Annotated in this window: 24 protein-coding genes; 12 read left to right on the top strand and 12 right to left on the bottom strand. The window is 71.3% G+C overall.

Annotation, left to right across the window (positions count from 1 at the left end; translation table 11 throughout):
- Positions 1–158 precede the first annotated feature (158 nt).
- Positions 159–1,040 (top strand): winged helix DNA-binding domain-containing protein, encoded by an 882-nt coding sequence (locus ACIBKY_RS15605; protein WP_397097325.1) that lies wholly within the window; start codon positions 159–161, stop codon positions 1,038–1,040.
- Here ACIBKY_RS15605 and ACIBKY_RS15600 read toward each other — a convergent pair.
- Genes ACIBKY_RS15600 through ACIBKY_RS15560 form a run of 9 tightly spaced genes read right to left on the bottom strand, consistent with a single transcriptional unit; the run spans position 1,037 to position 8,444 of the window.
- Positions 1,037–1,339, bottom strand: a complete 303-nt coding sequence (locus ACIBKY_RS15600; protein ID WP_397097324.1) for a hypothetical protein — start codon at positions 1,337–1,339, stop codon at positions 1,037–1,039. The two genes, ACIBKY_RS15605 and ACIBKY_RS15600, sit on opposite strands and share 4 nt — an antisense overlap.
- The gene (locus ACIBKY_RS15595) at positions 1,336–2,157 is read right to left on the bottom strand and encodes an extradiol ring-cleavage dioxygenase (protein WP_397097323.1); all 822 of its coding nucleotides are present in this window, start codon (positions 2,155–2,157) and stop codon (positions 1,336–1,338) included. The genes ACIBKY_RS15600 and ACIBKY_RS15595 overlap by 4 nt, the downstream gene beginning before the upstream one ends.
- Complete coding sequence (locus tag ACIBKY_RS15590; protein WP_397097322.1) at positions 2,150–2,977, bottom strand: amidohydrolase family protein; 828 nt, start codon at positions 2,975–2,977, stop codon at positions 2,150–2,152. Before ACIBKY_RS15590 ends, ACIBKY_RS15595 begins: the two co-directional genes overlap by 8 nt.
- Positions 2,974–4,056, bottom strand: a complete 1,083-nt coding sequence (locus ACIBKY_RS15585; protein WP_397097321.1) for a CaiB/BaiF CoA transferase family protein — start codon at positions 4,054–4,056, stop codon at positions 2,974–2,976. Before ACIBKY_RS15585 ends, ACIBKY_RS15590 begins: the two co-directional genes overlap by 4 nt.
- Positions 4,057–4,081: 25 nt before the next feature.
- On the bottom strand, positions 4,082–5,107 hold the full coding sequence (locus ACIBKY_RS15580) for an alcohol dehydrogenase catalytic domain-containing protein (RefSeq protein WP_397097320.1): 1,026 nt from the start codon (positions 5,105–5,107) through the stop codon (positions 4,082–4,084).
- A complete protein-coding gene (locus ACIBKY_RS15575) occupies positions 5,104–6,102 on the bottom strand; it encodes an ABC transporter substrate-binding protein (protein ID WP_397097319.1) in 999 nt (332 codons plus the stop codon). Before ACIBKY_RS15575 ends, ACIBKY_RS15580 begins: the two co-directional genes overlap by 4 nt.
- Positions 6,099–6,863 carry an ABC transporter permease gene (locus ACIBKY_RS15570; protein WP_397097318.1) on the bottom strand — a complete coding sequence of 255 codons (765 nt, stop codon included), beginning with the start codon at positions 6,861–6,863 and terminating at the stop codon, positions 6,099–6,101. The genes ACIBKY_RS15575 and ACIBKY_RS15570 overlap by 4 nt, the downstream gene beginning before the upstream one ends.
- The gene (locus tag ACIBKY_RS15565) at positions 6,856–7,680 is read right to left on the bottom strand and encodes an ABC transporter permease (RefSeq protein ID WP_397097317.1); all 825 of its coding nucleotides are present in this window, start codon (positions 7,678–7,680) and stop codon (positions 6,856–6,858) included. Before ACIBKY_RS15565 ends, ACIBKY_RS15570 begins: the two co-directional genes overlap by 8 nt.
- A complete protein-coding gene (locus tag ACIBKY_RS15560) occupies positions 7,677–8,444 on the bottom strand; it encodes an ABC transporter ATP-binding protein (RefSeq protein WP_184962610.1) in 768 nt (255 codons plus the stop codon). The genes ACIBKY_RS15565 and ACIBKY_RS15560 overlap by 4 nt, the downstream gene beginning before the upstream one ends.
- Positions 8,445–8,575: 131 nt before the next feature.
- On the opposite strand from ACIBKY_RS15560, the gene ACIBKY_RS15555 reads away from it, so the two are divergent.
- From ACIBKY_RS15555 to ACIBKY_RS15535, 5 genes are all read left to right on the top strand, one after another.
- On the top strand, positions 8,576–9,508 hold the full coding sequence (locus ACIBKY_RS15555; protein ID WP_397097316.1) for an alpha/beta hydrolase: 933 nt from the start codon (positions 8,576–8,578) through the stop codon (positions 9,506–9,508).
- Entirely contained in the window at positions 9,505–10,854 is a 1,350-nt protein-coding gene (locus ACIBKY_RS15550) for a dihydroorotase family protein (RefSeq protein ID WP_397097315.1), read from the top strand. Before ACIBKY_RS15555 ends, ACIBKY_RS15550 begins: the two co-directional genes overlap by 4 nt.
- A 500-nt stretch (positions 10,855–11,354) precedes the next feature.
- Complete coding sequence (locus ACIBKY_RS15545; RefSeq protein ID WP_397097314.1) at positions 11,355–12,329, top strand: LLM class flavin-dependent oxidoreductase; 975 nt, start codon at positions 11,355–11,357, stop codon at positions 12,327–12,329.
- A 63-nt stretch (positions 12,330–12,392) separates the two neighbouring features.
- On the top strand, positions 12,393–13,115 hold the full coding sequence (locus tag ACIBKY_RS15540; RefSeq protein WP_397097313.1) for a GntR family transcriptional regulator: 723 nt from the start codon (positions 12,393–12,395) through the stop codon (positions 13,113–13,115).
- A gap of 92 nt (positions 13,116–13,207) precedes the next feature.
- A complete protein-coding gene (locus ACIBKY_RS15535) occupies positions 13,208–13,429 on the top strand; it encodes a helix-turn-helix domain-containing protein (protein ID WP_397097312.1) in 222 nt (73 codons plus the stop codon).
- Here ACIBKY_RS15535 and ACIBKY_RS15530 read toward each other — a convergent pair.
- On the bottom strand, positions 13,416–15,200 hold the full coding sequence (locus tag ACIBKY_RS15530) for a protein kinase (protein WP_397097311.1): 1,785 nt from the start codon (positions 15,198–15,200) through the stop codon (positions 13,416–13,418). The two genes, ACIBKY_RS15535 and ACIBKY_RS15530, sit on opposite strands and share 14 nt — an antisense overlap.
- Positions 15,201–15,252: 52 nt before the next feature.
- Complete coding sequence (locus ACIBKY_RS15525) at positions 15,253–15,951, bottom strand: M50 family metallopeptidase (protein WP_379633404.1); 699 nt, start codon at positions 15,949–15,951, stop codon at positions 15,253–15,255.
- A gap of 34 nt (positions 15,952–15,985) precedes the next feature.
- Here ACIBKY_RS15525 and ACIBKY_RS15520 point away from each other — a divergent pair, with 34 nt between their 5' ends.
- From ACIBKY_RS15520 to ACIBKY_RS15500, 5 genes are read left to right on the top strand one after another with little or no spacing between them, the layout of a single operon-like run.
- Entirely contained in the window at positions 15,986–16,870 is an 885-nt protein-coding gene (locus ACIBKY_RS15520) for an amidohydrolase family protein (protein WP_397097310.1), read from the top strand.
- A gap of 7 nt (positions 16,871–16,877) precedes the next feature.
- A complete protein-coding gene (locus ACIBKY_RS15515; protein ID WP_397097309.1) occupies positions 16,878–17,345 on the top strand; it encodes a nuclear transport factor 2 family protein in 468 nt (155 codons plus the stop codon).
- Between the two features lie 12 nt (positions 17,346–17,357).
- On the top strand, positions 17,358–18,479 hold the full coding sequence (locus ACIBKY_RS15510) for a magnesium and cobalt transport protein CorA (protein WP_397097308.1): 1,122 nt from the start codon (positions 17,358–17,360) through the stop codon (positions 18,477–18,479).
- Positions 18,480–18,524: 45 nt separating this feature from the next.
- Complete coding sequence (locus ACIBKY_RS15505) at positions 18,525–19,238, top strand: maleylpyruvate isomerase family mycothiol-dependent enzyme (RefSeq protein ID WP_397097307.1); 714 nt, start codon at positions 18,525–18,527, stop codon at positions 19,236–19,238.
- 49 nt (positions 19,239–19,287) lie between these two features.
- Positions 19,288–20,949, top strand: coding sequence for an LLM class flavin-dependent oxidoreductase (locus ACIBKY_RS15500; RefSeq protein WP_397097306.1), 1,662 nt, complete (start codon positions 19,288–19,290; stop codon positions 20,947–20,949).
- A gap of 21 nt (positions 20,950–20,970) precedes the next feature.
- On the opposite strand, the gene ACIBKY_RS15495 is transcribed toward ACIBKY_RS15500, so the two are convergent.
- Complete coding sequence (locus ACIBKY_RS15495; protein ID WP_397097305.1) at positions 20,971–23,190, bottom strand: thiamine pyrophosphate-dependent enzyme; 2,220 nt, start codon at positions 23,188–23,190, stop codon at positions 20,971–20,973.
- 193 nt (positions 23,191–23,383) lie between these two features.
- Here ACIBKY_RS15495 and ACIBKY_RS15490 point away from each other — a divergent pair, with 193 nt between their 5' ends.
- Positions 23,384–24,736: a hypothetical protein gene (locus ACIBKY_RS15490; protein WP_397097304.1), complete on the top strand. Its 1,353-nt coding sequence runs from the start codon at positions 23,384–23,386 to the stop codon at positions 24,734–24,736.
- The last annotated feature ends 39 nt before the right edge of the window (positions 24,737–24,775 follow it).

Below are 24,775 nucleotides of genomic sequence, written 5' to 3'. Positions count from 1 at the left end.
AGGAGCGGCCGTCTCCGGAGAGGCCCCTCCCGGGGCATCGTGTTCTCCGGGGGCGGTCGCCGGGTGGGTGGTCTGGTGCCGGGGTCTGGGAGGATTTCGGGGTGCGAAGTGTTGAGGCGCAGCTGATTCACCGGCCGGCCGGACGGGGTGCCGGGGAGATGGTGCGGCAGCTGCTGGCCGTACAGGCGCAGGACGTGGGGGCTGCTCAGCTCGCTCTGCGGGCGCGCTCCGCCACCGTCACCCGGGCAGAGATCGACGCGGCCGTGGAGCGGCGTGAGATCGTGCGGGCGTGGGGTCCGCGAGGGACGCTCCACTACGTCCATCATGACGACCTTGCCTGGCTGCTCGCGCTGACCAGCCGCCGGACGGGGTCGCTGCTGCGGCTGTCCCAGGAGGGTGTACGGGGCGACGACCTGCTGCCGCTGATCGAGGGCGCCCTCTACGGGCAGGGGCCGCTGACCAAGGCCGAGCTGGAAACGCGGCTGGGCGGGCGCGCGGGCGGGCAGGGCATCGTCCACCTGGTCGGACTGGCCGCCTCCCACGGGCTTGCGGTGCTTGGGCCGTCGCGTGGCGGCAAGCCCACGTACGTTCACGCTGCCGACTGGCTGGGCGGGCCGATCGTGTTCGAGACCGATCGGGACAAGGCGCTGGCCGAGCTGGCTGTCCGGTATCGGCGCTCGCACATCCCCGCCGAGCCAGAGGATCTGGCCGCCTGGTCGGGTGTGCCGCTGGGGGAGGCCCGTCTGGGGTGGAAGGCGACGTCGGCACCCGCCCGGGAGGAGCCGGCCGGGCGGGTGGTCAGGCTGCTGCCGGCCTTCGATGAGTTTCTGATGGGGTGGAAGTCCCGCGATCCGATCCTGGCGCCGGAGCACGCCCGCAAGGTCTTCCCCGGCGGTGGCATCCTGCGCCCGTCCGTGCTGGTGGACGGCCGGGTTCGCGGGACCTGGACGCGCAAGGGCAGTGCCGTCACGGTCGAGCCGTTCGGGGAGCTGCCGCCGCTGGACGACGAGATCGCGGATATCCGTCGCTTCCTGAGCTAGGTCGAAATATCAGGGTATCCGTGCGCGGCGGCCGCCTGTCGAAAGCGTTCAACCAGCTCAGGTCGTGAAATTTCCGGCACCCATACCGCTTCCGTGAAGCTCCACAACAAGTAGGGATGCGCGCCCATCCCATAGAGGGCCCCGTAGTCGCGCCGGGCCAGCGCGGCACGCTCCTCGCCGGTCAGCGGGCCGCCTGCCCACTCCCGTGCGTACGCCGCCGGGTCACCGGTGTACGCCGCCAGACAGTCAGGCGACATGTTGACCTCGCGCATGAACGCGTTGACCCCGTAGCGGCTCATGGCGCCCACTCGAAGAACGGCGAGGTGGCGAACCGCGACACCGCCCCTTCGGCGGACAACGCGGGCTTCCCCCCGGCCACCCCCATCGCGACCAGGAAGTTCAGGAACTGGTGCGACACGTTCCCCGCCTCGGTCAGCCGCTCGTACGTCAGCTCGCCCAGCGCCCCGTCCACGTCGCCCGAGGCCACCCACTCCACCGCCCTCTCATCGAAGGCCCGCGACGGCGAGCCCGCGAAGTGCCGCGGTCCGCCCACCTCCGTGGCCAGGTGCCCGCTGGCGATCACCGCCACCCGCCGGTCGACCGGCGAGTCCTCAAGCGCCTCCCGCAGCACCTCGCCCACCCGGAAGAACCGGGCAGCCGACGGCAGCGGCGGCGCCATGCAGTTGGTGAACACCGGCACCACCGGCACCTCCAGCTCCGGCGTCAGGTACAGCAGCGGCAGCAGCACGCTGTGGTCGGCGCGGAAGGCGTCGGAGGCGGCGAAGTCCACCCCGCGCTCGATCCCGCCGCCCAGCAACTCCCGCCCCAGCTCCGCGTCTCCCAGCAGTTCCCGGTACGGCAGGCCGAACTCCCGCTCCTCGTTCCAGAACGTCGCCGGCACCAGGGGCGCCTTGCCCACCAGGAAGGCGGGCATCGTGTCGTAGAACCACTGCGTCAGGTGGTCGGTCGCCACCACGACCACGGCATCCGGCTTCGCGGCGGCCAGCCGTACCCGCAACCGCTCGAAACCCGCGCGCGTGGCGGCCAGGTCGTCGCCCCGCGCCCGCCACAGCAGGGGGTTGTGCGTGGTGCCGTAGACGCCGACGATCTCAGCCAAGGCCGAACAGCTCCCTCGCGTTGTCCAGCATGATCCGCTGCCGCGAGGCGGGCTTGAAGTCGAGCGAATCGAACTCCGCCGCCCAGCGCTCGGGGCCCAGCACCGGCCAGTCGGTGCCGAACAGCACGCGCTTCGTGATCACGCTGTCGGCGTAGTGGACCACCTCGGCCGGCCAGTAGCGCGGCGCCCAGCCCGACAGGTCGAGGTAGTAGTTGGCCTTGTGCCAGCAGGCGGCCAGGTTGTCCAGGTGCCACGGCCAGCCGGGGTGCGCGGCGATCACCGTCAGCTCGGGGAAGTCGGCGGCCACGTCGTCCAGATAGGGGATCGGCCGGGTGTATTCCAGCTTGTAACCCATGCCGCCGCGGGTGCCGGCGCCCGCGCCGAGGAAGCCCCCGTGGAACATGACCGGCAGCCCCAGCTCCGCGCAGACCTCCCAGATCGGATAGAAGCGCTCGTCGTTGGGGAAGAAGCGCTGGCGGCCGGGGTTGAGCTCGCCCACGCCCTTGATGCCGTACTCACCGTGGCAGCGCCGGATCTCCCGCGCCGCGTCCGGCGACCAGGGGTCGATGCCGCAGAACGCGATGAAGGTGTCGGCGTGCTCGCTCTGGGCCCGGCCGAGGGCGTCGTTGAGCTCCGGCAGCCCGGCCGAGTTCACGATCACGGCCATCATGTCGCGCTCGCGGTAGAGGTCGGCCTGGGCGGCGAACGAGATCGGGGTGCGCTCCTTGCCGAAATGGGCGCCCATCTGGCCGCGGCGGTGTCCCATCGCGGCCAGGAACTCCTCGGTCTGCGGGTGGGTGTGCACGTCGATGGCTTTCACTGCAGCTCCGGTGCGGGTCTGGTGGCGGGACGCGGCAGCCGCCGCTCGTGCGTGGAGAAGCGGGTGCCCGGCCGGGTGGTCTCGTCGTCGATCAGGCCCAGGTGCAGCGCCTGCGGATTCTGGACCAGGTCGGCGACGGTGTTCAGCGGCCCGTGCGGGATGTCGGCGGCGGTCAGGCGCTCGAACCACTCATCGCGCGGCCGCTTGGCCGTCTCGGCCCGCAACGTCTCCTCCAGCTCCGCGTAGTGGCGAAAGCGCAGCTCACGGGTGGCGAAGCGGGGATCCTCCGCCAGATCGGGACGCTCCAGAACCTTGAGCAGCCCGAGCCAGAACTTCTCCGGCACCGACAGATGGATCACGAACGGCAGCCCCTCCGAGCTCACGCACCCGTAGGCCTGCGCCCGCGCTGCCCTGGTCGAAGGCCCGGCGACCGTACCCGTCTCCAGGTAGGTGGCGATCGGCTCGGTCAGGAAGTCGGTCAGCGCCCCGAGCATGGACACCTCCACGCGGCGGCCCGCGCCGGAGGCCGAACGCGCGTGCAGCGCCGCCAGGATGCCCTGGACCGCCGACATGCCCGACAGAAGATCCGAGAACGCCGGCCCGGCCGGGCGCGGGTCATCCAACGGCACCAGATGTCCGTACATGCCGCCGATCGCGGAGATGATCGTGTCGTACGCCGGGCGCTTCGCGTACGGCCCGCTCGGCCCGAACCCGGTGATCGAGCAGTACACCAGCCGCGGCTCGCGCACCTTCATGACCGGCCAGCCGAAGCCCAGCCGGTCGGCCACCCCGGGCCGGAAGTTCTCGATCAGCACGTCCGCGCCGGAGACCAGCTCAAGCAGCGCCGCCAGCCCGTCCGGGTCCTTCAGATCGAGGGTCACCGAGCGCTTGCCCCGGTTGTAGGCGGCGAACTGCGGACTGTACGGCCGGCCGCCGCCACCCTGCCAGCGCCGCATCGGATCGCCGCCGGGCGGCTCCACCTTCGTCACCTCCGCGCCGAGGTCGGCCAGCAGTTTCCCCGCGTACGGCGCGGAGATGTACTGGCCGGCCTCGATCACGCGCAGCCCGCTCAGGGGCATGTCGGCTCCTCCTTCGTCACGGGCATCACGTCGCCGGGTTCGTCACGAGCATCACCTTGCCGAGATGGTCGCGCCGGCCCGCCATGGCGAAGGCCGCGCCGACCTCCTCCAGCGGCAGCTCCGCCGCCACCGGTGGTCTGACCAGGCCGCGGGCCACCAGGTCCAGGCCGTCGCGGACGTCGGCGTAGTCCGCGGCGGCGCAGCCGTACAGGGTGACCCGGCGGGTGTAGAAGGACCGGGTGTCGATCTCGACGGCCGAGTCCGGCAGCGCCGCGGCCACGACCACCGCGCCCGCCCACGCCACGCGGCGCAGTGCCGCCGAGATCAGCTCGCCGCTGCCCGTCGCGTCCAGCACCAGGGCGGGCGACCTGCCGTCGAGCGCCTTCTCCAGCGCCTCGCCGGCGCCCTCGCGCGGATAGGTGACCACCTCGCTCGCGCCCAGGCCGGGCAGGTCGCCGATCGGCTCGCCCTCCAGGGCGCCCGCGGTCACCTCCGCGCCCAGCGCGGCCGCCACCTGCACCGCCGCGCAGCCGAGCGCCCCGGTGGCCCCGGTCACCAGCACCTTCCGCGGCACGCCCCGGCCGGAGCGGCGGATCATGTGCAGCGCGATGGGCACGCTGTGCACGGCCGCCGCGGCTCTCGTGAACGGCAGCGGCCCGACGTCGAAGGCCACGCGGGAGGGGACCGCCACGTACGCGGCGGCGCCGCCGTCACGGTGGATGCCGACGACCGTCTGGGCCGGGCAGTCGGCCTCGCGGCCGGCCGTACACGCGCCGCATCCGCCGCACGGGACGTTCGGCTTGACCGCGACGCGCGCCCCCACGCGGTCGGGGACGCCCGGCCCGCAGGCGACGACGACGCCCGCCGGGTCGAGCCCGATCGTGCGGGGGAGCAGCACGCCGGGGCCGAGTGGCGCGCCCGCCATGACCTGGCGTTCGAGCTGGTTGACCCCGACCGCGCGCACCTCGATCAGCACCTCGCCCGGCCCCGGCTCCGGCACCGGTACGTCGGCGACGCGCAGCCGCGAACCGTCCCAGCGTGCCGCCCTCATGGGCGCTTGGCCACGCCGAGCGCGTCCTGCGCGCGGGTGAGCTGGCCGAGATGGGTGAACGACGCGAACGGCGCCGGCGGCAGCTTCAGCACGGCGAGCAACTCCTCGAAGCCCTTCGGGTTCAGGCCCATGTCGTCGTCGTAGAGCAGCGGGCCGTTGGCGTAGACCTCGGGCTCCTCCTCCAGCGGCGTCACGGTGAAGCCCTTGGCGCGCATCAGCTTCTGCACGTACGCCTGCTGGGCGGGGTCCTTGTAGACCTTGATGCCCTTGATCGTCGCCCGGATGAAGCGGGCCGTGGTGTTCGGGTTGCGGTCCACGAAGTCCTTGAGCGCGGTCAGGCTGTCGTTGGGCCACTCCTTCATCACGTCCAGCACCATGCGGCCCTGCACCAGCTTCTTGTGCCGGGGGAAGATCACGGTCATCGCCAGCTTGCCCTGCTTGAACTGCTCCACCCAGGCGTTCGAGCCGCCCGGCAGGTTCACCGGCTTCACCGCCACGCCCGTCAGGTCGAAACCGGCCTCCTTGAGCAGTTGCATGCGCACGTCGTACTCGATCGTGCCGGGGTTGGCGCCCAGCAGCACCGGCTTGCCCGCCAGGTCCTGCGGCTTGGCGATCTCCGGCCGCACCACCACGACGAACGGCTCGCGGTTGCGGTATCCGGCCACGATCCTCAGTCCGGTGCCGGCCGTCGCCGCCGCGACCACGTCGGGCGAGGCCTCGGCGCCGAAGTCGAGGCTCCCGCCGACCAGGCCCTCCCTGATCGACTGCACCTCGACCCGCTCGACCGTCAGCCCCTCTTCCTTGTAGAAGCCCTTGTCGAGGGCGATCTCGACGGGGGCGTTGGTGTCCAGATTCGGCAGCCGCATGCCGATCTTCAGGGCGGTCTTCTCCGGCGCGCCGATGGGTCCGGTCGCGGCGGGCGCGGGCGTCTGTGGCGCGTTGCCGCCACATCCGGCGATCAGGAGTACGGCCAGCGGCACGATCAGACGTTTCATGACACTCCTTCGGCATACCAGGGAGCGGCGATCCGGCGAGCGAGGCTCACCAGCGCCATCAACACGTTGGCGATGACGACCAGCAGAAGCGTGAGCGCCAGCGCGGATGCCAGGTCGAAGTCGGCCGACCTGCGGAAGATCAGGTAACCGAGCCCCTGGCTGCCCCCGATGAACTCGCCGACCACGATGCCGACCATGGCCCTGGCCACGCCCATGCGGATCCCGGTGAGGATCAGCGGGAGCGCCGCCCAGAGCTGCACCTTGAGGAACACCTGGATACGGCCGGCGCCGTACACCCGCGCCGCCCGCACCAGCGAGGGATCCACGCCTCTGATGCCGTCCATGGTGTTGATCGCGATCGGGAAGACCGCCATGAGAAAGATGATGAGGATCTTGGGTGCCGCCCCGAATCCGAGCCACAGCACGAGAAGTGGCTGGAAGGCGATCCTCGGCATCGCGTAGGCCGTCCAGAACGGCGGCCCGGCCACATCGCTGACCAGCCGCGACGACCCGAGCGCCAGCCCGCACGGCACGCCGACGACCACCGCCAGCAGGAACCCGGCCACCGCGTTCTGCGTGCTGAACCAGGCGTGCTCCGGCAGCGAGCCGTCGGCCAGCATCCCGGTGAACGCCGTCCAGATCGCGCTGGGCGGCGGCACGAACGACGGGCTGGCCAGCTTGAGCCCGCTGATCGCCAGCTCCCACAGGGCGAACAGCGCCGCCACCTCCAGGGCGACCGCCCACCTCTTGAGGTCACGCATGGTTCCTCCACCCGCCGGCCCGGCGTTCCGCCAGGTCCAGCAGCCGTACCAGCACCACCGACAGCACGACGTAGACCCCGATGGCGGCGAACGCCTCGCCGGTCCTGAACCGCGCGGTGGCGTTGACGATGATCGACCCGACGCCGCTGGGTGAGCCCACCATCTCGCCGACCAGCAGGCCGATCATCGACGTGGGCACCGCCAGCCGCAGCCCCCCGATCACGTACGGCACCGCCCACGGCAGCCGGATCTTCAGGTAGACCGCCATCCGGCCCGCGCCGAACACCCGGGCCGCCCTGATCAGCGACGGGCTGGTCTGCGCCGCGCCGGTCGCGGTGTTGAGCGCCACCGGGATCATCGTGCTGAGGAAGACCAGGACGATGATCGGCCCGTCGCCGTAGTCGAGCCACGCGGTGAGCGTGGGCTGGAGCGCGATGAGCGGTGTCGCCCACAGGGACCAGAGCAGCGGCATGAGCAGCCGGTTGGCCCACGGCAGGCTCCCGGTCACGAGTCCGGTGACCACTCCGGCCGCCGCGCCGAGACTGTATCCAATCAGCCAGCTTCTGGCGCTGGTGCCGAGGTGACCGGCCAGCTCGCCGCTGGACACGAGCGTGGCCAGCGCCCCCGCCACGTCGCCGGGGGAGGGGAAGAAGACACGGTTGACCAGCTCGAGCTCGACCACGGCCACGTGCCAGAGCGCGACGAAGACCACCAGGTCGGCCAGGGCGATGAGCGGGGTGCGGTACTTCCACGGGCGGCGGGCCGTACTGGATGGGCGGACGCGCACGGGTTTGGCGGGGGCGGTGCGCGCGGTCATTCCGCGGCCCCGCGGGCCGCGGCCACGGCGTCGGACTCCAGCGACTTCCACAGCTGGTCGCGCAGCCCGTCGCGGTTGCCCGGCGTCACGGAGACGATCTCCTTGATGGTCCCCGGGTGCGAGCTGAACACCGCGATCCGGTCGCCGAGCTGGACGGCCTCGTCGATGCTGTGGGTGATGAAGACGACGGTCTTGCCGGTGGCGTCGATGATGCGCTTCAGCTCGGCCCGCATGACCTCGCGGGTCAGCGCGTCGACCGCGCCGAGCGGTTCGTCCATGAGCAGGATGCGCGGATCGGCGACCAGCGACCTGGCCAGCCCGGCGCGCTGCTGCATGCCGCCGGACAGTTCGCGCGGGTAGGAGTTCTCGAATCCGGACAGGCCCACGAGGCGGATGGCCTCGGCGATCCGGTCGGCGGCGCCCTCCTTCAGCCGGGGCTGCATCTCCAGCCCGAATCGGACGTTGTCGGCGACGGTACGCCAGGGCAGCAGCGCGTAGTCCTGGAAGACCACGGCCCGGTCGGGGCCCGGGGCGGTGACCGGGCGGCCGCCGGCCAGGATCGTGCCGGTTGTCGGGGTGAGCAGGCCCGCCACGCAGTTGAGGACCGTGGTCTTGCCGCAGCCGCTGGGCCCGAGGACGGTCAGGAACTCGCCTTCCATGACGTCGAGGTCGACGTCCTGCACGGCGATCAGCCGGTTGCCCGTCCTGGCGACGTGGTACCGGACGGACAGGTCGCGGATCTGGATGATCGGATCGGTCGCCATAAACGGCTCCGTACTCCCAGGGGAACGAGATGGCTACATTATTCATGGCCCTAAATCACGGTCAACCCCCCTCTCTCGGGCGTTCTTAAGAGAGTGTTGACAAGATTGGATACGAAATCCAGGCTGTGGGCATGCGCACAGAAGAAGTGAGCTGGTACAGCGAAGGCGACCGGATCAGCGCCCTGTGGCGTACCCCCGACGAGGGGGCGGGGCCGTACCGCGCCATCGTCCAGGGCCCCGGCTGGCTGGGGCTCAAGGACGCGAAACTCTACGTCCGCTATCACGAGGCACTGACCGCGGCGGGCTTCGCCGTGCTGGTCTTCGACTACCGGGGCTTCGGCGGCTCCGAGGGTGACCGGTCGATCCTGTCGCCGGTCCGGCAACTGCAGGACCTGCGCTCCGCCGTCACGTACCTGACCGGCCGCGACGACGTGGTGCCCGACGGCATCGGCGTCTTCGGCAGCGGCGGCACCGGCGGCGGCAACGCCGTGCTGCTGGCCGCCGCCGACCGGCGGGTCCGGGCCGCGGTCAGCCAGTTGCCCGTCGCCGACGGGGCCGACTGGCTGCACCGGATGCGCAGCGAGTACGAGTGGCTGGAGTTCCTGGCCGAGGTCGAGTCCGACCGCCTCGACCGGGTACGCACCGGCAAGGGCCGCCTCGTCCATCCCCGCGAGGAGATCATGGTCCCGACCAAGGAACGGCGGGCCACGACCGTCAAGGCCGACGTGGACGAGCGCATCCCGACCCAGGTGGCGTTCGCCCCCGCGGTGGAGGAGATCCTCGCCTACCGGCCCGCGGCGGCCACGCTGCGCACCCCGCTGCTGGTCATCGGCATCGAGAACGACGCCACCACACCCACCGACCACGCCGAGCAGGTGTACGCCGCCGCCCGCGGCCCCCGCGAGCTGATCATGCAGCGGCACACCACCCACTACGCCGCCTACGACCGCTACTGGACCGAGGTGACCCCGAGGGTCGTCGCCTGGTTCGACCGCCATCTCGGACCCGCCCACCTGGTGGTCTCCACCCCCGAGGGCGACGCGCGGATCGAGGCGCCCGCATGATGAGGATCGCCGGAGGAACGGTCGTCACCCCCGCCGGCCGCCTCGACGCCGACGTGCTCGTGTCCGGCGGCAAGATCGCCGGACTCGTCTCCCGGGAGGTGGAGACCGGAGACCAGGTGGTCGACGCGACCGGCAAGCTCGTCCTGCCCGGCATGGTCGACGTGCACGTCCACACCCGCGAACCGGGCTTCACCCACAAGGAGGACATCCTCACCACCACCCGCCAGGCCGCGGCCGGAGGCGTGACGACGATCTTCGGGATGCCCAACCTCGACCCGCCCACCACCACCGCCGAGGCGCTGCAGGACGTCCTGTCCCGATACGCGGCGACCTCGATCGTGGACTACAACCACAACCCCGCCGCCACCCTGACCGACCAGGTCCCCAAGATGGCCGAGATGGGCATCAGGGCCTACAAGGTGTACATGGTCGTCGACACCGGCCGCACCTACCCGCACCCCGCCGGAACCGGCATGCACGACCACGGCGACCTGCTGCGCATGATGGACACCATCGCCGCCACCGGCAAACGCTTCATCGTCCACCCGCACGACCAGGCGCTCATGGACTACATCGAGGGCAGCTACCTGGAACGCGGCGAGAACACCCCGCGGGCCTACGCCCAGGCCTATGCCGAGCGCGAAGGCGTCATCTGGGACACCGCCATCGACGTCGTCCTCCGCCTGGCCGAGGCCAGCGGCTGTCCCGTCCACCTGGCCCACATGCAGACCCGCCGATCCGTCGAGGCCGTCCGCCGGGCCAAGGCCCGCGGCGTGGACGTGACGTGCGAGGTCAACCATTGGATGCCGTTCCTGTCCCGATGGGAGCACGTCGAGCGGCTCGGGCCGTACGCGCTGTCGTACTGGGTGCCCGACGACGCCCGCGAGGCGGTGTGGGACGGCATGCGCGACGGCACCATCGACATCGCCGCCTCCGACCACGCACCGCACACGCGGGAGGAGAAGGAGATCGGCTGGACCCGCATGTGGAGCTCCCACACCGGAACCCCCGGCATCCAGTACTTCTACCCTCTCCTCCTGGACGCCGCCCTCTCCGGCCGGATCACCCTGGAACGCGTGGTCGACATGGCCGCCGCGGCCCCCGCCCGCAAGTTCGGCCTCCCCATGAAGGGCGCCCTGCTCCCCGGCCGCGACGCCGACATCGTGATCGCCGACCCTGACGCGCCGTGGACCATCACCGACGCGGACGTCCTGTCCAGGGTCGGCTGGACCCCCTACGCGGGGGTGACGTGCGGGGTCCGCATCGACCGCACGTTCGTCCGCGGAGTCGAGGTGTACGGCGAAGGCCAGGTCGTCGGCCCCCCGGGCCACGGCCAGCAAGCCTGACCCACCCCACCCCAATTTCCCCCCACCCCCGCCCCGTCTCCACCTCCACTCCCATTCCGCCCCCGTCTCCACCCCCGCCCCGTCTCCACCCCCGCCCCGTCTCCACCTCCACGCCGACTCCACCCCCCGCCCCTGACCCCCGCCTCACCTCCACCACCCGCCCTGCGTCCATCACCTCGACCTCACCCTCTCTCACCGCCCAGCTCGCGCCGCCTCCCCGTGCCCGCCGCCTCCCGCCCTGCTCACCGCCTCCACGTCGCCCGTGCCCACCGTTGCCCCGCTGTCCGGGCTCTCCACGGCCGGTCCCGGGCGCCGATCCGCCCTTGTACCTCCGGACCCGCCGGAAACCCCACGGGACCCGGAGGCCAGGAACCCGGAGTGCCGGGGCCCGGGGGTTGAGGGCCCAAGGCCTTGAGAGGCCAGGGGGTTCCAGGGTTTGGTCCCGAAGGTTCAGGGGCGGGGGGCGGTAGCCGTACCTCATGGATTTAAGGAGATTTGTCGTGAAATTCGGCCTCTTGCTTCCCCACTTTGGTGAGTTCGCCTCCCGAGACCGGTTGCTCCGTGGCTCGCAACGGGCGGAGGAACTGGGGTTCGACTCCGTCTGGGTGCGTGACCACCTGGTCTTCGAGCCGCACGGCGAGATGGAGTCGCCCAACCGGGAGTTCTACGACGCGCTCACCACGTTGACCGCCATCGGGGCGGTGACCTCGCGCATCCAGCTCGGCACCGGCTCGCTGATCCCCTTCCGCCACCCGCTGACCACCGCGCTGCAGCTCGGCACCATGACCCAGCTCGTCGGCGACCGGCTCATCCTGGGGTTCGGGGCGGGCACCTTCCAGCACGAGTTCGACGCGATCGGCTGGGGCGACAGGGACCGCGTCTCGCTGGTCCGCTCCAACGCCGAGATCCTGCGCAAGGTCGCCGTCGAGAACGACGTCAGCTACTCCGACGACAACTTCACCTTCACCGGCGTCAGCATCGAACCCAAGCCCGCCGGCGGCCCCGTCCCCTTCTGGTACTGCGGCGCCACCCCCCGCAGCGCCCGCCTGGCCGCGGAGTGGGCCGACGGCTGGATGCCCGGCCGCATCTCGCTGGCCACGATCCGCCGCCGCGTCGAGAGCATGCGCGAGATCTGCGAGGAGAACGGCAGGAAGCTGCCGACCGTGGCCGTCATCCCGCCCACCTCCGTCGCCGCGACCAGGGAGGAGGCGCTGCGTGACGTCAACGTCCCTGGCCTGCTGGCCTGGGCGAACAAGGCCAAGTTCGCGGTCAGGCCGCCGTCGGGCCGATTCGAGACGGTCGAGGACCTCGAAGGCCAGCTCATCGTCGGCGACCCGGGCGAGATCGTGGACGAGGTGAAGAAGTTCGAGGCGGCCGGGGTCGAGCACCTCGTCTTCGACTTCCGCTTCTCCTTCCCCCGCTGGTTCGAGGTGATCGACCTGCTCGGGACCGAGGTACTGCCCAGACTCCGGTAGTGTCCCGCATGGCCGGACACCTGTGCTTGGATTGGATCCGATAACCGGATCCCCGGGAGAGGCGTGAGCGTGGAGACCGCGACCAAGCCCTCGTTCGACGATGTCGTCGGCCGAATGTCCGCTGGATACAAAACGGTCGGACAGATGGCCTACGACGTCATCCGCGAGTGCATCATCACCGGCGTGCTGGCACCCGGCGAGCACCTGCGCCAGGAGGAGCTCGCCGAGCGCCTCGGCGTCTCGCGCATCCCGGTGCGCACCGCGCTCATGCAACTGGAGTCCGAGGGGCTGGTCTCCTTCCACCCGCACCGCGGCGCCGTGGTGCGTACCCTCACCGTCGAGCAGGTCCGCGAGATCTACGAGCTGCGCGTCCTGCTGGAGTCGCACGCCCTGCGCAAGTCCATCGCCAGGATGACCTCCGCGCGGGCGGCCCGGCTGCGCGAGCTCGGCACCGCACTCGACGAGCCCCACGTCAGCAGCTCGCTGGCCGAGGAACGGGCCGCCTTCTACCGGGAGCTGTACGACGCGGGCGAGAACCCGGTCGCCGTCGGCATCATCGAGGACCTGCGCAACTCCGTCGGCCGCTACCTTCTCGGCCTGCGTGTCGGCCACGACCAGGGCGGTCATCGCCACCTCGCCACCCTGGCCGCCCGCGGCGACGTCGACGCCGCCGTCGCCCACCTGCACGAGCACCTGGAGATCGTCTCCCGCCGCATCATCGAGGTGCTGTCGGAGGAGGCGGAGACCGCGGCTCCCGCCAAGCCCCGCCGCCGCCAGGCCAAATGAGGCCGGAGCGGTGAAGGACCGGGCCGACGTTCAGGTTCCGTGTCGCGGGACCCGGGGTTGATCGGGGCGGGTGACGGTGGGCAGGGTGGGCCATGTCCCACGTTCAGTCGGTCTCGAAGGCCGCGTGTGTCCTGCGCACGCTGGCCGGCACCCAGCGCCCGTTGTCGGTGCGCGAACTCGCCGGCCGTACCGGAATCCCGCGCAGCACGGTGCACGCGCTGTGCGCCACGATGTGCCGCGAAGGCCTGGTGGAGGCCACGCCGGGAGAGGGCTACCGGCTGGGAACGCTGGGACGGCGGCTCACTCCGAGGTAGACGCGGCGGCGTTGGGGGCGGCGGCGTCGTTGGGCTGGAGGCCGCCCGGCCGGGCGCCGCGGATGCACGCCGGCTTGGACCAGGCGACGCTGGTCTTCTGCGAGAACTGCAGGGGTACGCCGACCAGGAAGCAGTAGCCGACGCCCTTGGTGAGGCCGGTCACGCGGGTGGAGGTCGTGCCGGCGGGCAGCGGGATGAGGGGCTCGTTGTCGGATGGCTCGCGCTGGACCACGATCGGGTACTCGCGCGCGCCGCCGGGCAGGCGCCAGGTCAGCGTGACCGACACGCCCAGATCTTTGCTCACCTTGAGCACGCGCGGCCGGAGCGCGTCGATGGACTCGCGGTCGACGGTCGGGGTGCTCGGCTGCTTCAGCTGCGTACGGCCGGCCGTGGGCACCGTGCCGGAGGGGCGCTGCGACAGGTAGACGGCCACCCCGGTACCGGCCAGGGCCACCGCCGCCACGGTCACCCCGATCACGATCTTGCCGCGCCCCGGGGAGCCACCGCCCTTCCGTCGCCGCCCGGCCGGCGCCGTCGGACCGCCAGCGCCATGCTGCTGAGCCGAGGGACCCCGCGCGGCAAGGGGCGCACCGCCCTGGGGGGCGAGGGGCGGAGCGTCCTGAGGTGCCCACGGACTGGTGGCCTGCCCGCCCACGGGACCGGCCGGAGCCTGACCGGTGGCGTGCCGGGTCTCGGAGGGGGCCGGGCCGCCCTGCGGGGCCCACGGGCTGACCGGGGCGGCGGCGCCGGTCACCGGATACGTGGAGCCCGGCGCCCAGGGACTGGGGCCGGCAGGCGGGTAGGCGGGAGCCTGGCCGGGGCCGCTCGGGTCGGCAGGGGCGGTCGCCGGGTAGGTGGCCGGGTGGGTCTGCGGGCCGGACGGCGCGTCGGGCCGCGGCGCGGGGGAAGGGCCGGGGTCGGCGCCGAGCAGGTCGGTGACCGGCAGCCCGAGCTCCGCCTGGATCTGCCGCAGCCGCTCGGCGAACTCGCGGGCCGTGCCGTACCGCTGCTGAGGGTCCTTGGCCATCGCGCGCAGGACCGTGGAGAAGACCACGGCGGGCACGTCGGCGCGGTTGATGGGCGGCGGGTCGCTGCTCAGCACGCGGAACATCAGCGGCGCGATCGACGGGTCGGTCGGGCTGTGGAAGGCGGGCTGGCCGGCCAGCAGGTGGTAGAGGGTGGAGCCGAGTGAGTAGATGTCGGTGGCGGCGGTGTGCTGGTGGCCGCTCAGGACCTCGGGCGCGGCGTGCAGCGGGGTGAACGCGTGAGTCGAGGCGGACACCTCGGCGGTGTCGATGACCCGGGCGACCCCGAAGTCGGCGATGGCGGGCTCGCCGTACCGGGAGATGAGGATGTTCTGCGGTTTGATGTCGCCGTGCAGGACCCCGGCCTCGTGGACGGCGGCCAGCGCCCCGGCGAGCTTGACGCCCGAGCGCAGCACCTCCTGCAGGGGGAGGGGCCCGTTGTTGCGGATGCGGTCGCGCAGGGAGCCGTTCTCGAAGAAGTCCATCGCGATGTACGGCTTGCCGGACCGCGTGGTGCCGGTGTCGAAGACGGTGACCACGTTGGGGTGGCCGGTGAGGCGGCCGGTGAGCTGGAGTTCGCGCTGGAACCTGCGCATCGTCTTGCTGTCGACCCGGTCCACGGACAGCACTTTGAGCGCCACGACCCGGTCGAGACGCTCCTGGTAGGCCCGGTAGACGATGGCGAATCCGCCCTGACCGGCCTGATCGAGCACCCGATAGCCGGGGGCGTCCTCGACGTGCTGCACAGTGCTTCCCCCCTGTCAGGGGCGAGTTTAGCGATTTGCCCGGGTGTGGGCGTCAGAAGGGCGACATCAGGTACGCGCCGCCGAACATCGAGGCACCCGCGACCAGCAGAAAGAAGAAGACGTAGAAGCCGCCGGGCAGCACCGTGAGCCTGGCGAGCTGGTCGGCGTCGGAGTTGCCCGCCTGCCTGCGGCGGCGTTTGCGCTGCAACTCCATGATCGGGCGGACGCCGCCGAACAGCAGGAACCACACCGCCACGTAGGCCACGACCTGCTGGATGTCGTCCGGCGCGTACATGGACAGAGCGAAGATCGCGCCCCCGGTCGCCAGCAGGATGAGCGCGCCGTAGAGGTTGCGGATCAGCAGCAGCATGCAGACCAGGAACAACAGGACGACCCAGATCAGCAGTGTGATGCGCCCCTGGTCGGTCAGCCACGCGCCCGCCAGCCCCAGCAGTGACGGCGCGACATACCCCGCCAGCGCGGTCAGGACCATGCCGGGCCCGGTGGGCTTGCCCCTGGTCAGAGTCACGCCGGAGGTGTCGGAGTGCAGCCGGATGCCTTCCAGCTTGCGCCGCGTGAGCAGGGCCATCAGCGCGTGCCCGCCCTCGTGCGCGATCGTGACGAGCCCTCGTGTGAGATGCCAGGAGGTGGTGTAGGAGACCACCGCGAAGGCGAACACCGCCGACACCACGATCACCCATGGCTCGGGGGCGGGCTGGACCTCCACGAGCTGTGCCAGGAACTTGTCCATCGAGTAGAGACCCTATCCGGGTAAAGTCACCGCCGTGGTCACAGAACTTCATTCTGATTCCGAGGTTCCCGCCTGGCGGACGGCGCGCGGGCTGCCCGGCCTGATCGACCTGCACGTGCACTTCCTGCCCGAACGGATGGAGCGGCGCGTCTGGCACCACTTCAACCACGGCGGCCCGCTGCTCGGCGACGGCTGGAAGGTCACCTACCAGTGGCCCGTGGAACAGCGCCTGGCCCGGCTGCGCGAGATGGGCGTCACGCGCTTCTCCGCCCTGGCCTACGCCCACAAACCCGACATGGCCCGGGATCTCAACGCCTGGACGCTCGGCTTCGCCCGCCGTACCCCGGAGTGCGTCCCCTCCGCGACCTTCTACCCCGAGCCGGGCGCTCTGTCCTATGTACGGCAGGCCGTCGACGCCGGCGCCCGCATCTTCAAGATCCACCTACAGGTGGGCGACTTCGACCCCCGCCTGCCCGAACTGGACGGCATCTGGGGCCTGCTGGCCGAGGCCGGGCTCCCGGTCGTCGTCCACGCCAGCTCCGTCCCCGTGCCCGGCGGCCGCATCGGCCCCGAACCCATCGCCGGCCTCCTGAAAAGGCACCCCCGCCTGCGCCTGGTCATCGCCCACCTCGGCATGCCCGAGTACGAGCCGTTCTTCGACCTGGCGGAGCGCTACGAGCGGGTCGCGCTCGACACCACGATGGCCTTCACCGACTTCGCCGAGCTCGGCATGCCCTTCCCCGCCGCGCTCCGCCCCGCGCTGCGTGAACTGGGTCATGCGGGGAAGGTGGTGCTGGGTAGCGATTTCCCGAACATTCCACACTCGTACGCGCACCAGCTGCACGCGCTCGACCGGCTCGGCCTCGGGGACGAATGGGTCAGGGCCGTGTGCTGGCACAACGGGTCGGACATGATCTGATGGAGGGGTGAACGATCGGCACGAGGCGCTGGTCCGCGCCTTTTACGAAGCGCTGGGCCGCGGCAACCTCGAGGTCATGGAGCGTTGCTACCATCCGGACGTCAGCTTCGGCGATCCGGTCTTCCAGGAGGTGGAGGGACGCGACCGGGTGATGGCGATGTGGCGGCTGCAGCTCGGCGTACGCGACGGGCTGCGCTCGGACTTCCGCGACGTGCGGGCCGACGCCCACACCGGCAGCGCCACCTGGACGGCCCGCTACACCTTCAGCGGCACGGGGCGCGAGGTCGTCAACGAGGTCACCGCGCTCTTCCGCTTCGAGGACGGGCTCATCGTGCGTCACCACGACGAGTTCGACTTCAAGCGGTGGTCGAGGATGGCCCTCGGCAGACCGGCCGGCCTGCTGTTCGGCTGGACGCCGATGTTCCGCAAGACGATCAGGGACCGGGCCCACCAGGCGCTCGACGAGGTGTCGTAAAGGAGTGAGCGCATGGCACGCATGAAGGGCTTCCTGCAGAGCAGTCGCATCCGCGAGCAGGCGCCGGAGCACTCCATGGATCCCCGGGCCGTGGAGGAGGAAGCCCCCTACCGCCCCACTGTGATCGACAACGCCATCTACCAGTACGGCGAGCGCATCGACAACCCCGGCTCGCTGGCCGACGCCTTCGAACGGCTCAAGGAGATGCCGGGCACCATGGCCTGGATCGGCCTGTACCGCCCGAAGGAGTGGGAACTGGTCAAGCTGGGCGAGGAGTTCCAGCTCCACGAGCTGGCACTCGAGGACGCCATCGTCGGCTCTCAGCGCCCCAAGGCCGACCGCTACGGCGACACGCTCTTCGTCGTGCTGCGCGCCGCGCGCTACCTCGACGACGTGGAGGAGGTCGCCTTCGGCGAACTGCACGTCTTCGTCGGCCCCAACTTCGTGATCACGGTACGGCACGCCGAGGCCCCCGACCTCCAGGCCGTGCGCAAACGCATGGAATCCGACCCCGACCTCCTGCGCCAGGGCCCCCAGGCGGTGCTGTACGCCATCCTCGACGCCGTCGTGGACGGCTACGCCCCGGTCGTGGCCGGGCTGCAGAAGGACCTGGAGGAGATCGAGGGCCAGGTGTTCAGCGGCGACCCGGCGGTCTCGCGCCGCGTCTACGAGCTGAGCGGCGAGGTCATCGAGTTCCAGCGGGCGACCGCGCCGCTGCTGAAGATGATCGACGGCTTCATCGCCGGCGCCACCAAGTACGGCGTGAACGAGGAGCTCCAGAGCTACCTGCGCGACGTGGCCGACCACGCGATCACGGTGACGGAGCGCGTGGCCGCCTTCCGCCAGATGCTCCAGGACATCCTCGTGATCAACTCGACCCTGGTCACGCAGGCCCAGAACGCCGAGATGGCCAAGATGACCGAGGCCAGCATCCGGCAGGGCGAGGAGGTCAAGAAGATCTCCGCCTGGGCGGCCATTCTTTTCGCCCCGACGCTGGTCGGCACGATCTACGGCATGAACTTCGACTTCATGCCGGAAACCCACTGGACGCTGGGCTATCCGTTCGCCGTCGTGCTGATGGGCGGGGTGTGCCTGATCCTGTACATCGTCTTCAAGAGACGCGACTGGCTGTAGGGGTCTGCCGGACCGCGCGGGGCGCGTGGTCCTAGCGTGGTGTCCATGAGTGAGTTCGGGTGGATGGAGGCGGGCGGCCAGTACTTCGCCCGCAAGGTGGACGCGGCCGTCGAGGCGGGACTGGACGGGGCCTCGCAGCTACCGGGATGGCGGCGCCGCCACGTGGTGGCGCACGTGGCCTGCAACGCGCGGGCGCTGTCCCGCCTGGTCCACTGGGCCAGGACCGGCGAGGAGCGGGCGATGTACCCGAGCAGGGAGGCCCGCGACGCGGAGATCGAGGAGACGGCCCGCATCCCCGCGCCGGAGCTGGCGGCCCTGTCGGCGGACTGCGACCGGGAGCTGCGCGAGGACCTGGCGGGCCTGTCGGACCTGCAGTGGAACACGAAGGTCCGCACCGCGCAGGGCAAGATCGTGCCCGCCTCCGATGTCCCCTGGATGCGGGCGCGCGAGCTGTGGATCCACGCCGTGGACCTCGGCGCCGGCGGGTCCTTCGACGACTTTCCCGACGGCATGGTCGACGCGCTGCTCAGCGACGTCACCACGGCCATGGAGAACCGCCCCCAGGGCCCGGCGCTGCTGCTGGTCCCGCTCGACCGGGCGCGTACCTGGCGCGTCCACCCCGGCGGCAGGCCGGACGAGGGTGACCTGGTCGAGCGGGTCGCGCTGGTGCGCGGGAGCGCGGCCCGGCTGGCCGCGTGGCTGACCGGCCGCGGCCCCGCGCCGGAGCCCGGCGCGCCGTCGATCGGGCCGTGGTTGTGAACCCTGTCCGGATCTGGACAGGATGTCAGAACACACTTACCGTCCGAGAATGCGGTTCGGAATCTTCTACGAGCACCAGCTGCCTCGGCCCTGGAAACCGGACAGCGAGCAGCGGCTCTACCACGACGCCCTGGACCAGATCGAGATCGCCGACCGGGCCGGCTTCGACTACGTCTGGGAGGTCGAGCACCACTTCCTGGAGGAGTACTCCCACTCGGCGGCGCCGGAGGTGTTCCTGGCCGCCGCCTCCCAGCGCACCACGAACATCCGCCTGGGCCACGGCATCATCCAGCTCCCGCAGCAGGTGAACCACCCCGCCAGGGTGGCCGAGCGGGTGGCCACCCTGGACCTGGTCTCCGGCGGGCGCGTGGACTTCGGCACCGGCGAGGCCAGCTCCGCCGCGGAGCTCGGCGGGTTCGGGGTGGCGCGCGAGCTCAAACGCGAGATGTGGCAGGACGCGCTCGACTGCGTCACCCGCATGTTCACCGAGGAGCCGTTCGCCGGGTGGAACTCGCCCCACCTCCGCATGCCGCCGCGCAACGTGATCCCCAAACCCGTGCAGAAGCCGCACCCGCCGCTCTGGGTGGCCTGCTCGCGCCGCGAGACGATCCGGCTGGCCGCGCGCAACGGGATCGGCGCGCTGTCGTTCGCGTTCGTGCACCCCGAGGACGCGGCCACCTGGTCGCGCGACTACTACCGGCTGCTGGCCTCCGAGGAGTGCGTGCCCGCCGGGTTCGCGGTCAACGCCAACCTCGCGGTCGTGCTGCCGATGATGTGCCACGAGGACCCGGAGGAGGCCAGGCGGCGCGGCGCGCCCGGCGCCGGGTTCTTCGCCTACGCGCTCGCGCACTACTACGGGCCGTCCAGGCACGAGCCGGGCCGGGGCTCCATCTGGGATGACTTCACCGCCCGCCGGCCCCCGCTCGGGGCGCGCGGCGACGATCCGCTGGCCGGGGCGCTCGGCAGCCCGCGGCAGCTCGTCGAGCTGATCCGCCGCTACGAGGAGGCCGGCGTCGATCAGATGATCTTCGTGCTCCAGGCGGGGCCGAACCGGCACGAGCACATCTGCGAGAGCCTGGAGCTGTTCGGCAAGAAGGTCCTGCCGGTCTTCGCCGACGGTCGCGAGGAACGGGAGCGGGCCAAGGCGGAACGGCTGGCGCCCGCGATCGGGGCGGCGCTGGCCAGACGGGCTCCGGTCAGGGTGATGGCGCGGCCGTACCGGATCGACGAGGACGCCGAGGTCGCGCGGATCGGGCGGCGGGCGCCGGCCGGGCCGGGGGAGCGGCTGCGGGCGGCGCGCAAGGCGGCGCGGCGCGGCGGGCAGGGGCTGCTGGCGCGCTTCGTCGGCGGGCGCGCGGACCGGGACCTGGAGCGGTGGTTCGGGCCCGGGCAGCAGCGGCTGCTGTTCGGGCTGATGGCGCGCTCCTTCGACCCGGCCAAGGCCGGCGGGTTCCAGGGGACGCTGGAGTTCCGGCTCGAACCGGCGGCCACCTGGACGATCACCGTGCGCGGCGAGCGGGCCAGGATGGCACAGGGCCGCGACGGGGACCCGGCGCTGGTGCTGGCGATGCCCGCCGCCGACCTGCTGCGCGTCCTCGCCGGTACGGTCAACCCGGCCGACCTGCTGATGTCCGGGCGACTGCGGGTGGAGGGCGACGTCACGCTGGCCTCGCGGGTGGCCGAGATGTTCGGCGGGCCGTCACCGTACTGACGGTCCCTCAGGGGCGTCCGGCTAGCTGAGCAGCTTGCGGGCGGCCGCCTCGATCTCCTCCTCCGACAGCAGCACATGGCCGGCCGCCTCGCCGAGCGGGATGAAGCTGTCGGAGGACGTCACCCGCGCGATCTGCCCGGTGAACCCGGCGTCGACCAGCTCGGCCACGACTCCCTCCGAGACGCTGCCCGAGCGGCGCGTCTCGTCGGCGATCAGCACCTTGCCGGTCAGCTCCGCCGCCCGCACCAGGTCCTCGACCGGCAGCGGCGACAACCACCGCAGGTCCAGCACGCGGCAGCTGTAGCCCTCCTGGGTCAGGCGGACCGCGGCCCGCAGGCTCATCCGCAGGCCGTTGCCGTAGGTGACGATGGTCAGGTCGCGGCCGTCGCCGTAGGAGCGGGCCCGCCCGATCGGCACGTGCGTGTCGGACCAGCGGGTCGGCGGCGCGTACGGGGCCAGCCAGCCGCCGTCGCCCTCGTCGAACAGGTCGCGCGTGTGGTAGAGCGCGATCGGCTCCAGGAAGACGCAGACCGCGCCCTGGGTACGGGCCGCGGCCAGGCACGTGCGCAGCATCGCCGAGGCGTCGTCGGGCCGCGAGGGCGAGGCGATGACCAGGCCGGGGATGTCGCGTAGGGCGCCGATGGCGTTGTCGTTGTGGAAGTGGCCGCCGAAGCCCTTCTGGTAGGCGTAGCCGGCCACGCGTACGACCATCGGGTTGGTGAAGGCGCCGCGGGAGAAGAAGGAGAGCGTGGCGGCCTCGCCGCGGATCTGGTCGAGCGCGTTGTGGAGGTAGGCCAGGTACTGGATCTCGGGCACCGGCAGCAGCTTGGCGACGCCCGAGCCGAGCGCGAGGCCGAGAATGGCCTGCTCGTCGAGGAGGGTGTCGAAGACACGGGCGGCGCCGAAGCGCTTCTGCAGGCCGCGGGTGACGCCGTAGACGCCGCCCTTCTTGGCGACGTCCTCGCCGAAGACCATCATCTCGGGGTAGACGGCCAGCGCGTCGGAGAGCGTCCTGTTGATCGCCTGCGACAGCGTCATCGCCTTGTCGTTCTCGGGCAGCGCGCCGGCGAAGGCCTTCTCGCGCGCCGACGGCTCGGCCGCCACCGGGCTGATCTTGGCGATCACGTCCTCGCTGCGCGGGGCGATGGGCGCCATGACCTCCTCGGCCGTGGACAGCCGCGGGCTGCGCGTGGTCTCCAGCGCCATGCGCAGCACGTGCTCGCGCGTGGACTCGTATGACTTGAGCAGTTCGTCGGGGGTGACCAGGCCCGCCTCGACGAGCATCGCGGCGCTGCGGAGCAGCGGGTCGCGCTCCATGTCCGCGCGGATCTCGCGCTGGGTGCGGTAGGCGACCTCGACGTCGGAGCCGGCGTGGCCCATCAGCCGCACCGTCGACAGGTGCAGGAAGGCGGGGGAGCGGTTGGCCCGCACGTGCGCCACCGCCTGGGCGGCCGCGTCGTAGGCGGCGGCCAGGTCACAGCCGTCGGCGGCGAAGTACTCGATGCCCGGCCGGTTCGCCGCCGCCTCGACCCAGCCCTTGGGCGTGCGGACGCTGATGCCGATGCCGTTGTCCTCGCAGACGAACAGGATCGGCACCGCCTGGCCCTGGTAGGTGGCGTAGGCGGCGGTGTTGAAGCCGGACTGCGCGGTGGCGTGGTTGATGGAGGCGTCGCCGAAGCTGCACACCGCGATCGCGTCGCCGGCCCACGCGGCGGGAACGTCGAGCGCGCGGGCCCGCTCGATGGCGAAGGCCACGCCCACCGCCCTGGGCAGATGGCTGGCGATGGTCGAGGTCTGCGGGATGACCGCGAGCTCGGGGTGCCCGAACACCTTGTGCCTGCCGCCCGCGATCGGCTCCTCAGCGGCGGCGGTCAGGCCCAGGAGCACGTCACGGATGCCCTGCTCGGGCAGCCGCCCGGCCAGGGCGGAACGCGTGAGGTAGAACGCGCCGGAGCGGTAGTGCAGCAGGGCCGGGTCGTCGACGCGCAGCGCGGCGGCCAGCGCGGCGTTGCCCTCGTGGCCGGCCGAGCCGATCGTGTAGAAGCCCTGGTCCTGCTCGCGCAGCCAGCGGGCCGCGATGTCGAGCAGCCGGCTGTCGAGCTGGCGGCGGTACAGGTCGAGACAGAGCCGGCCGCTGAGCGTGCTGCCTTCGCGGACTGGTCTCGACGGGTCACGAGGGGTGCCCATCTTGAGGTCGGCTACGGCTTCGAGGAAGTGAGTCTCAACTGTGTCGCGCGCCACAAGCCCGATTATGCCCCCCAGAGGCCTCGTCGGGAGGTGACATGTTCTGGACCGGTGTAACTGACTCATTTTCGTTACGGCGTGTCAGCTTTACGAACCTTTTGCCCGTCCTAAACGTCTACTAGAGAGAAACACGTGGCACCCTCAATGCCGCGTTGACCACTTGCGGACTCCAGAAGGGACGGAAACCCGCATGTCGCAACGCATCCGTGCCGTAGCCGTCGCGCTCGCGATGGGAGCCGGAGCGATCGCTCTGGCCTCACCGGCGTCGGCATCGGCCGGGGCGAAGGCCCCCAGCATTTCCGACGTGGACGTCAGTCCGTCGCCGGTCGTCGTGTTCGACGACTCGGTCACGGCGACGTTCAGCTTCACCACGAAGGGCGCGGGCAAGGCCGAACTCCAGCTCCGCGCGCCCGGTGACGTCAGCGTTCCCACACCGGTCGACCTCAAGTCCGCGCCGCACGGCGAATGGACCAAGTGGACCGGCACCAAGTCCTTCGACGCCAAGAGCGCCGGACGCTGGAACATCCTCGCCATCGCCCACGGCGACGGCGAGAGCTCCTCGCGCGGCTCGTTCGAGGTCAAGAAGGCCCTCGACACCAAGATCGTCGACTTCGACGCCAGCCCCGACCTGGTGGCGAAGGGCTCGACGATCAAGGTCTCCGGCCGTCTCCTCGCCGAAGGCAAGGGGTACGGCGGGCAGCAGGTCACGATCACCTTCCGCGAGAAGGGGACCGACGCCTACCGCCACATCGCCAAGACCGGCACCAGCCGCTCCGGCCGGTTCTCCACCGGCGTCAAGGCCGAGGCCACCGGCTGGTGGCGGGCCGAGTTCGACAAGACCGGCTCCGCCAGGGGCTCGGTCAGCGACACCGACCGCGTGGACGTCAAGGCCGCCGACCGGTCCAGCCGGATCATCGGCTTCGACGCCTCGCCCGAGCCCGTGGACAAGGGCGACCGGCTCGCGCTCAGCGGCAACCTGCAGGTCGAGGGCTGGGAAGGCCTGCCCGGCCAGCGGGTGGCCATCCAGTTCAAGGCCCACGGATCCTCGCGCTGGGAGCACGTGACCAGCGACGTGACCGGCCGTAACGGCCGCTTCTGGGCCGACGCCAGGGCCTACACCTCCGGTTGGTGGCGGGCCGTGTACGGCGGCTCCTCCGGCATCCGGGGCTCGGCCAGCGACGCCGACTGGGTCCGCGTGGAGCGGCACACGCCGCCTCCGCCGCCGGAGAAGGCCGACAGCAGGCTGATCAAGTTCAACGCCTACCCCGAGCCCGTCAAGCGCGGCAAGTACCTGAAGTTCAAGGGCAAGCTGCAGATCCTCGACGACGGCTGGGACGGCCACCGAGCCAAGATCCGGCTGTACTTCAAGCCCAAGGGCTCCAGCAAGTGGTACTACTACAAGGCCACCTGGTCCAACAGCAGTGGCAACATCTACACCAAGGTGAAGGCCTCGAAGTCGGGCACCTGGAGGTTCGTCTTCCAGGGCGACTCCGACGCCTACGGCGACACCAGCCGTAGCGACTACGTGCGCGTCAAGCGGTAACCGCCGGCACGACCCGGGCGCGGGCCTCCGATCCAGGGG

The organism is Nonomuraea sp. NPDC050394 (assembly GCF_044459065.1).
Lineage (GTDB): Bacteria > Actinomycetota > Actinomycetes > Streptosporangiales > Streptosporangiaceae > Nonomuraea.
The sequence above is the reverse complement of the archived record's forward strand: the minus strand, read 5'-3'. Positions and strand labels throughout refer to the sequence as shown.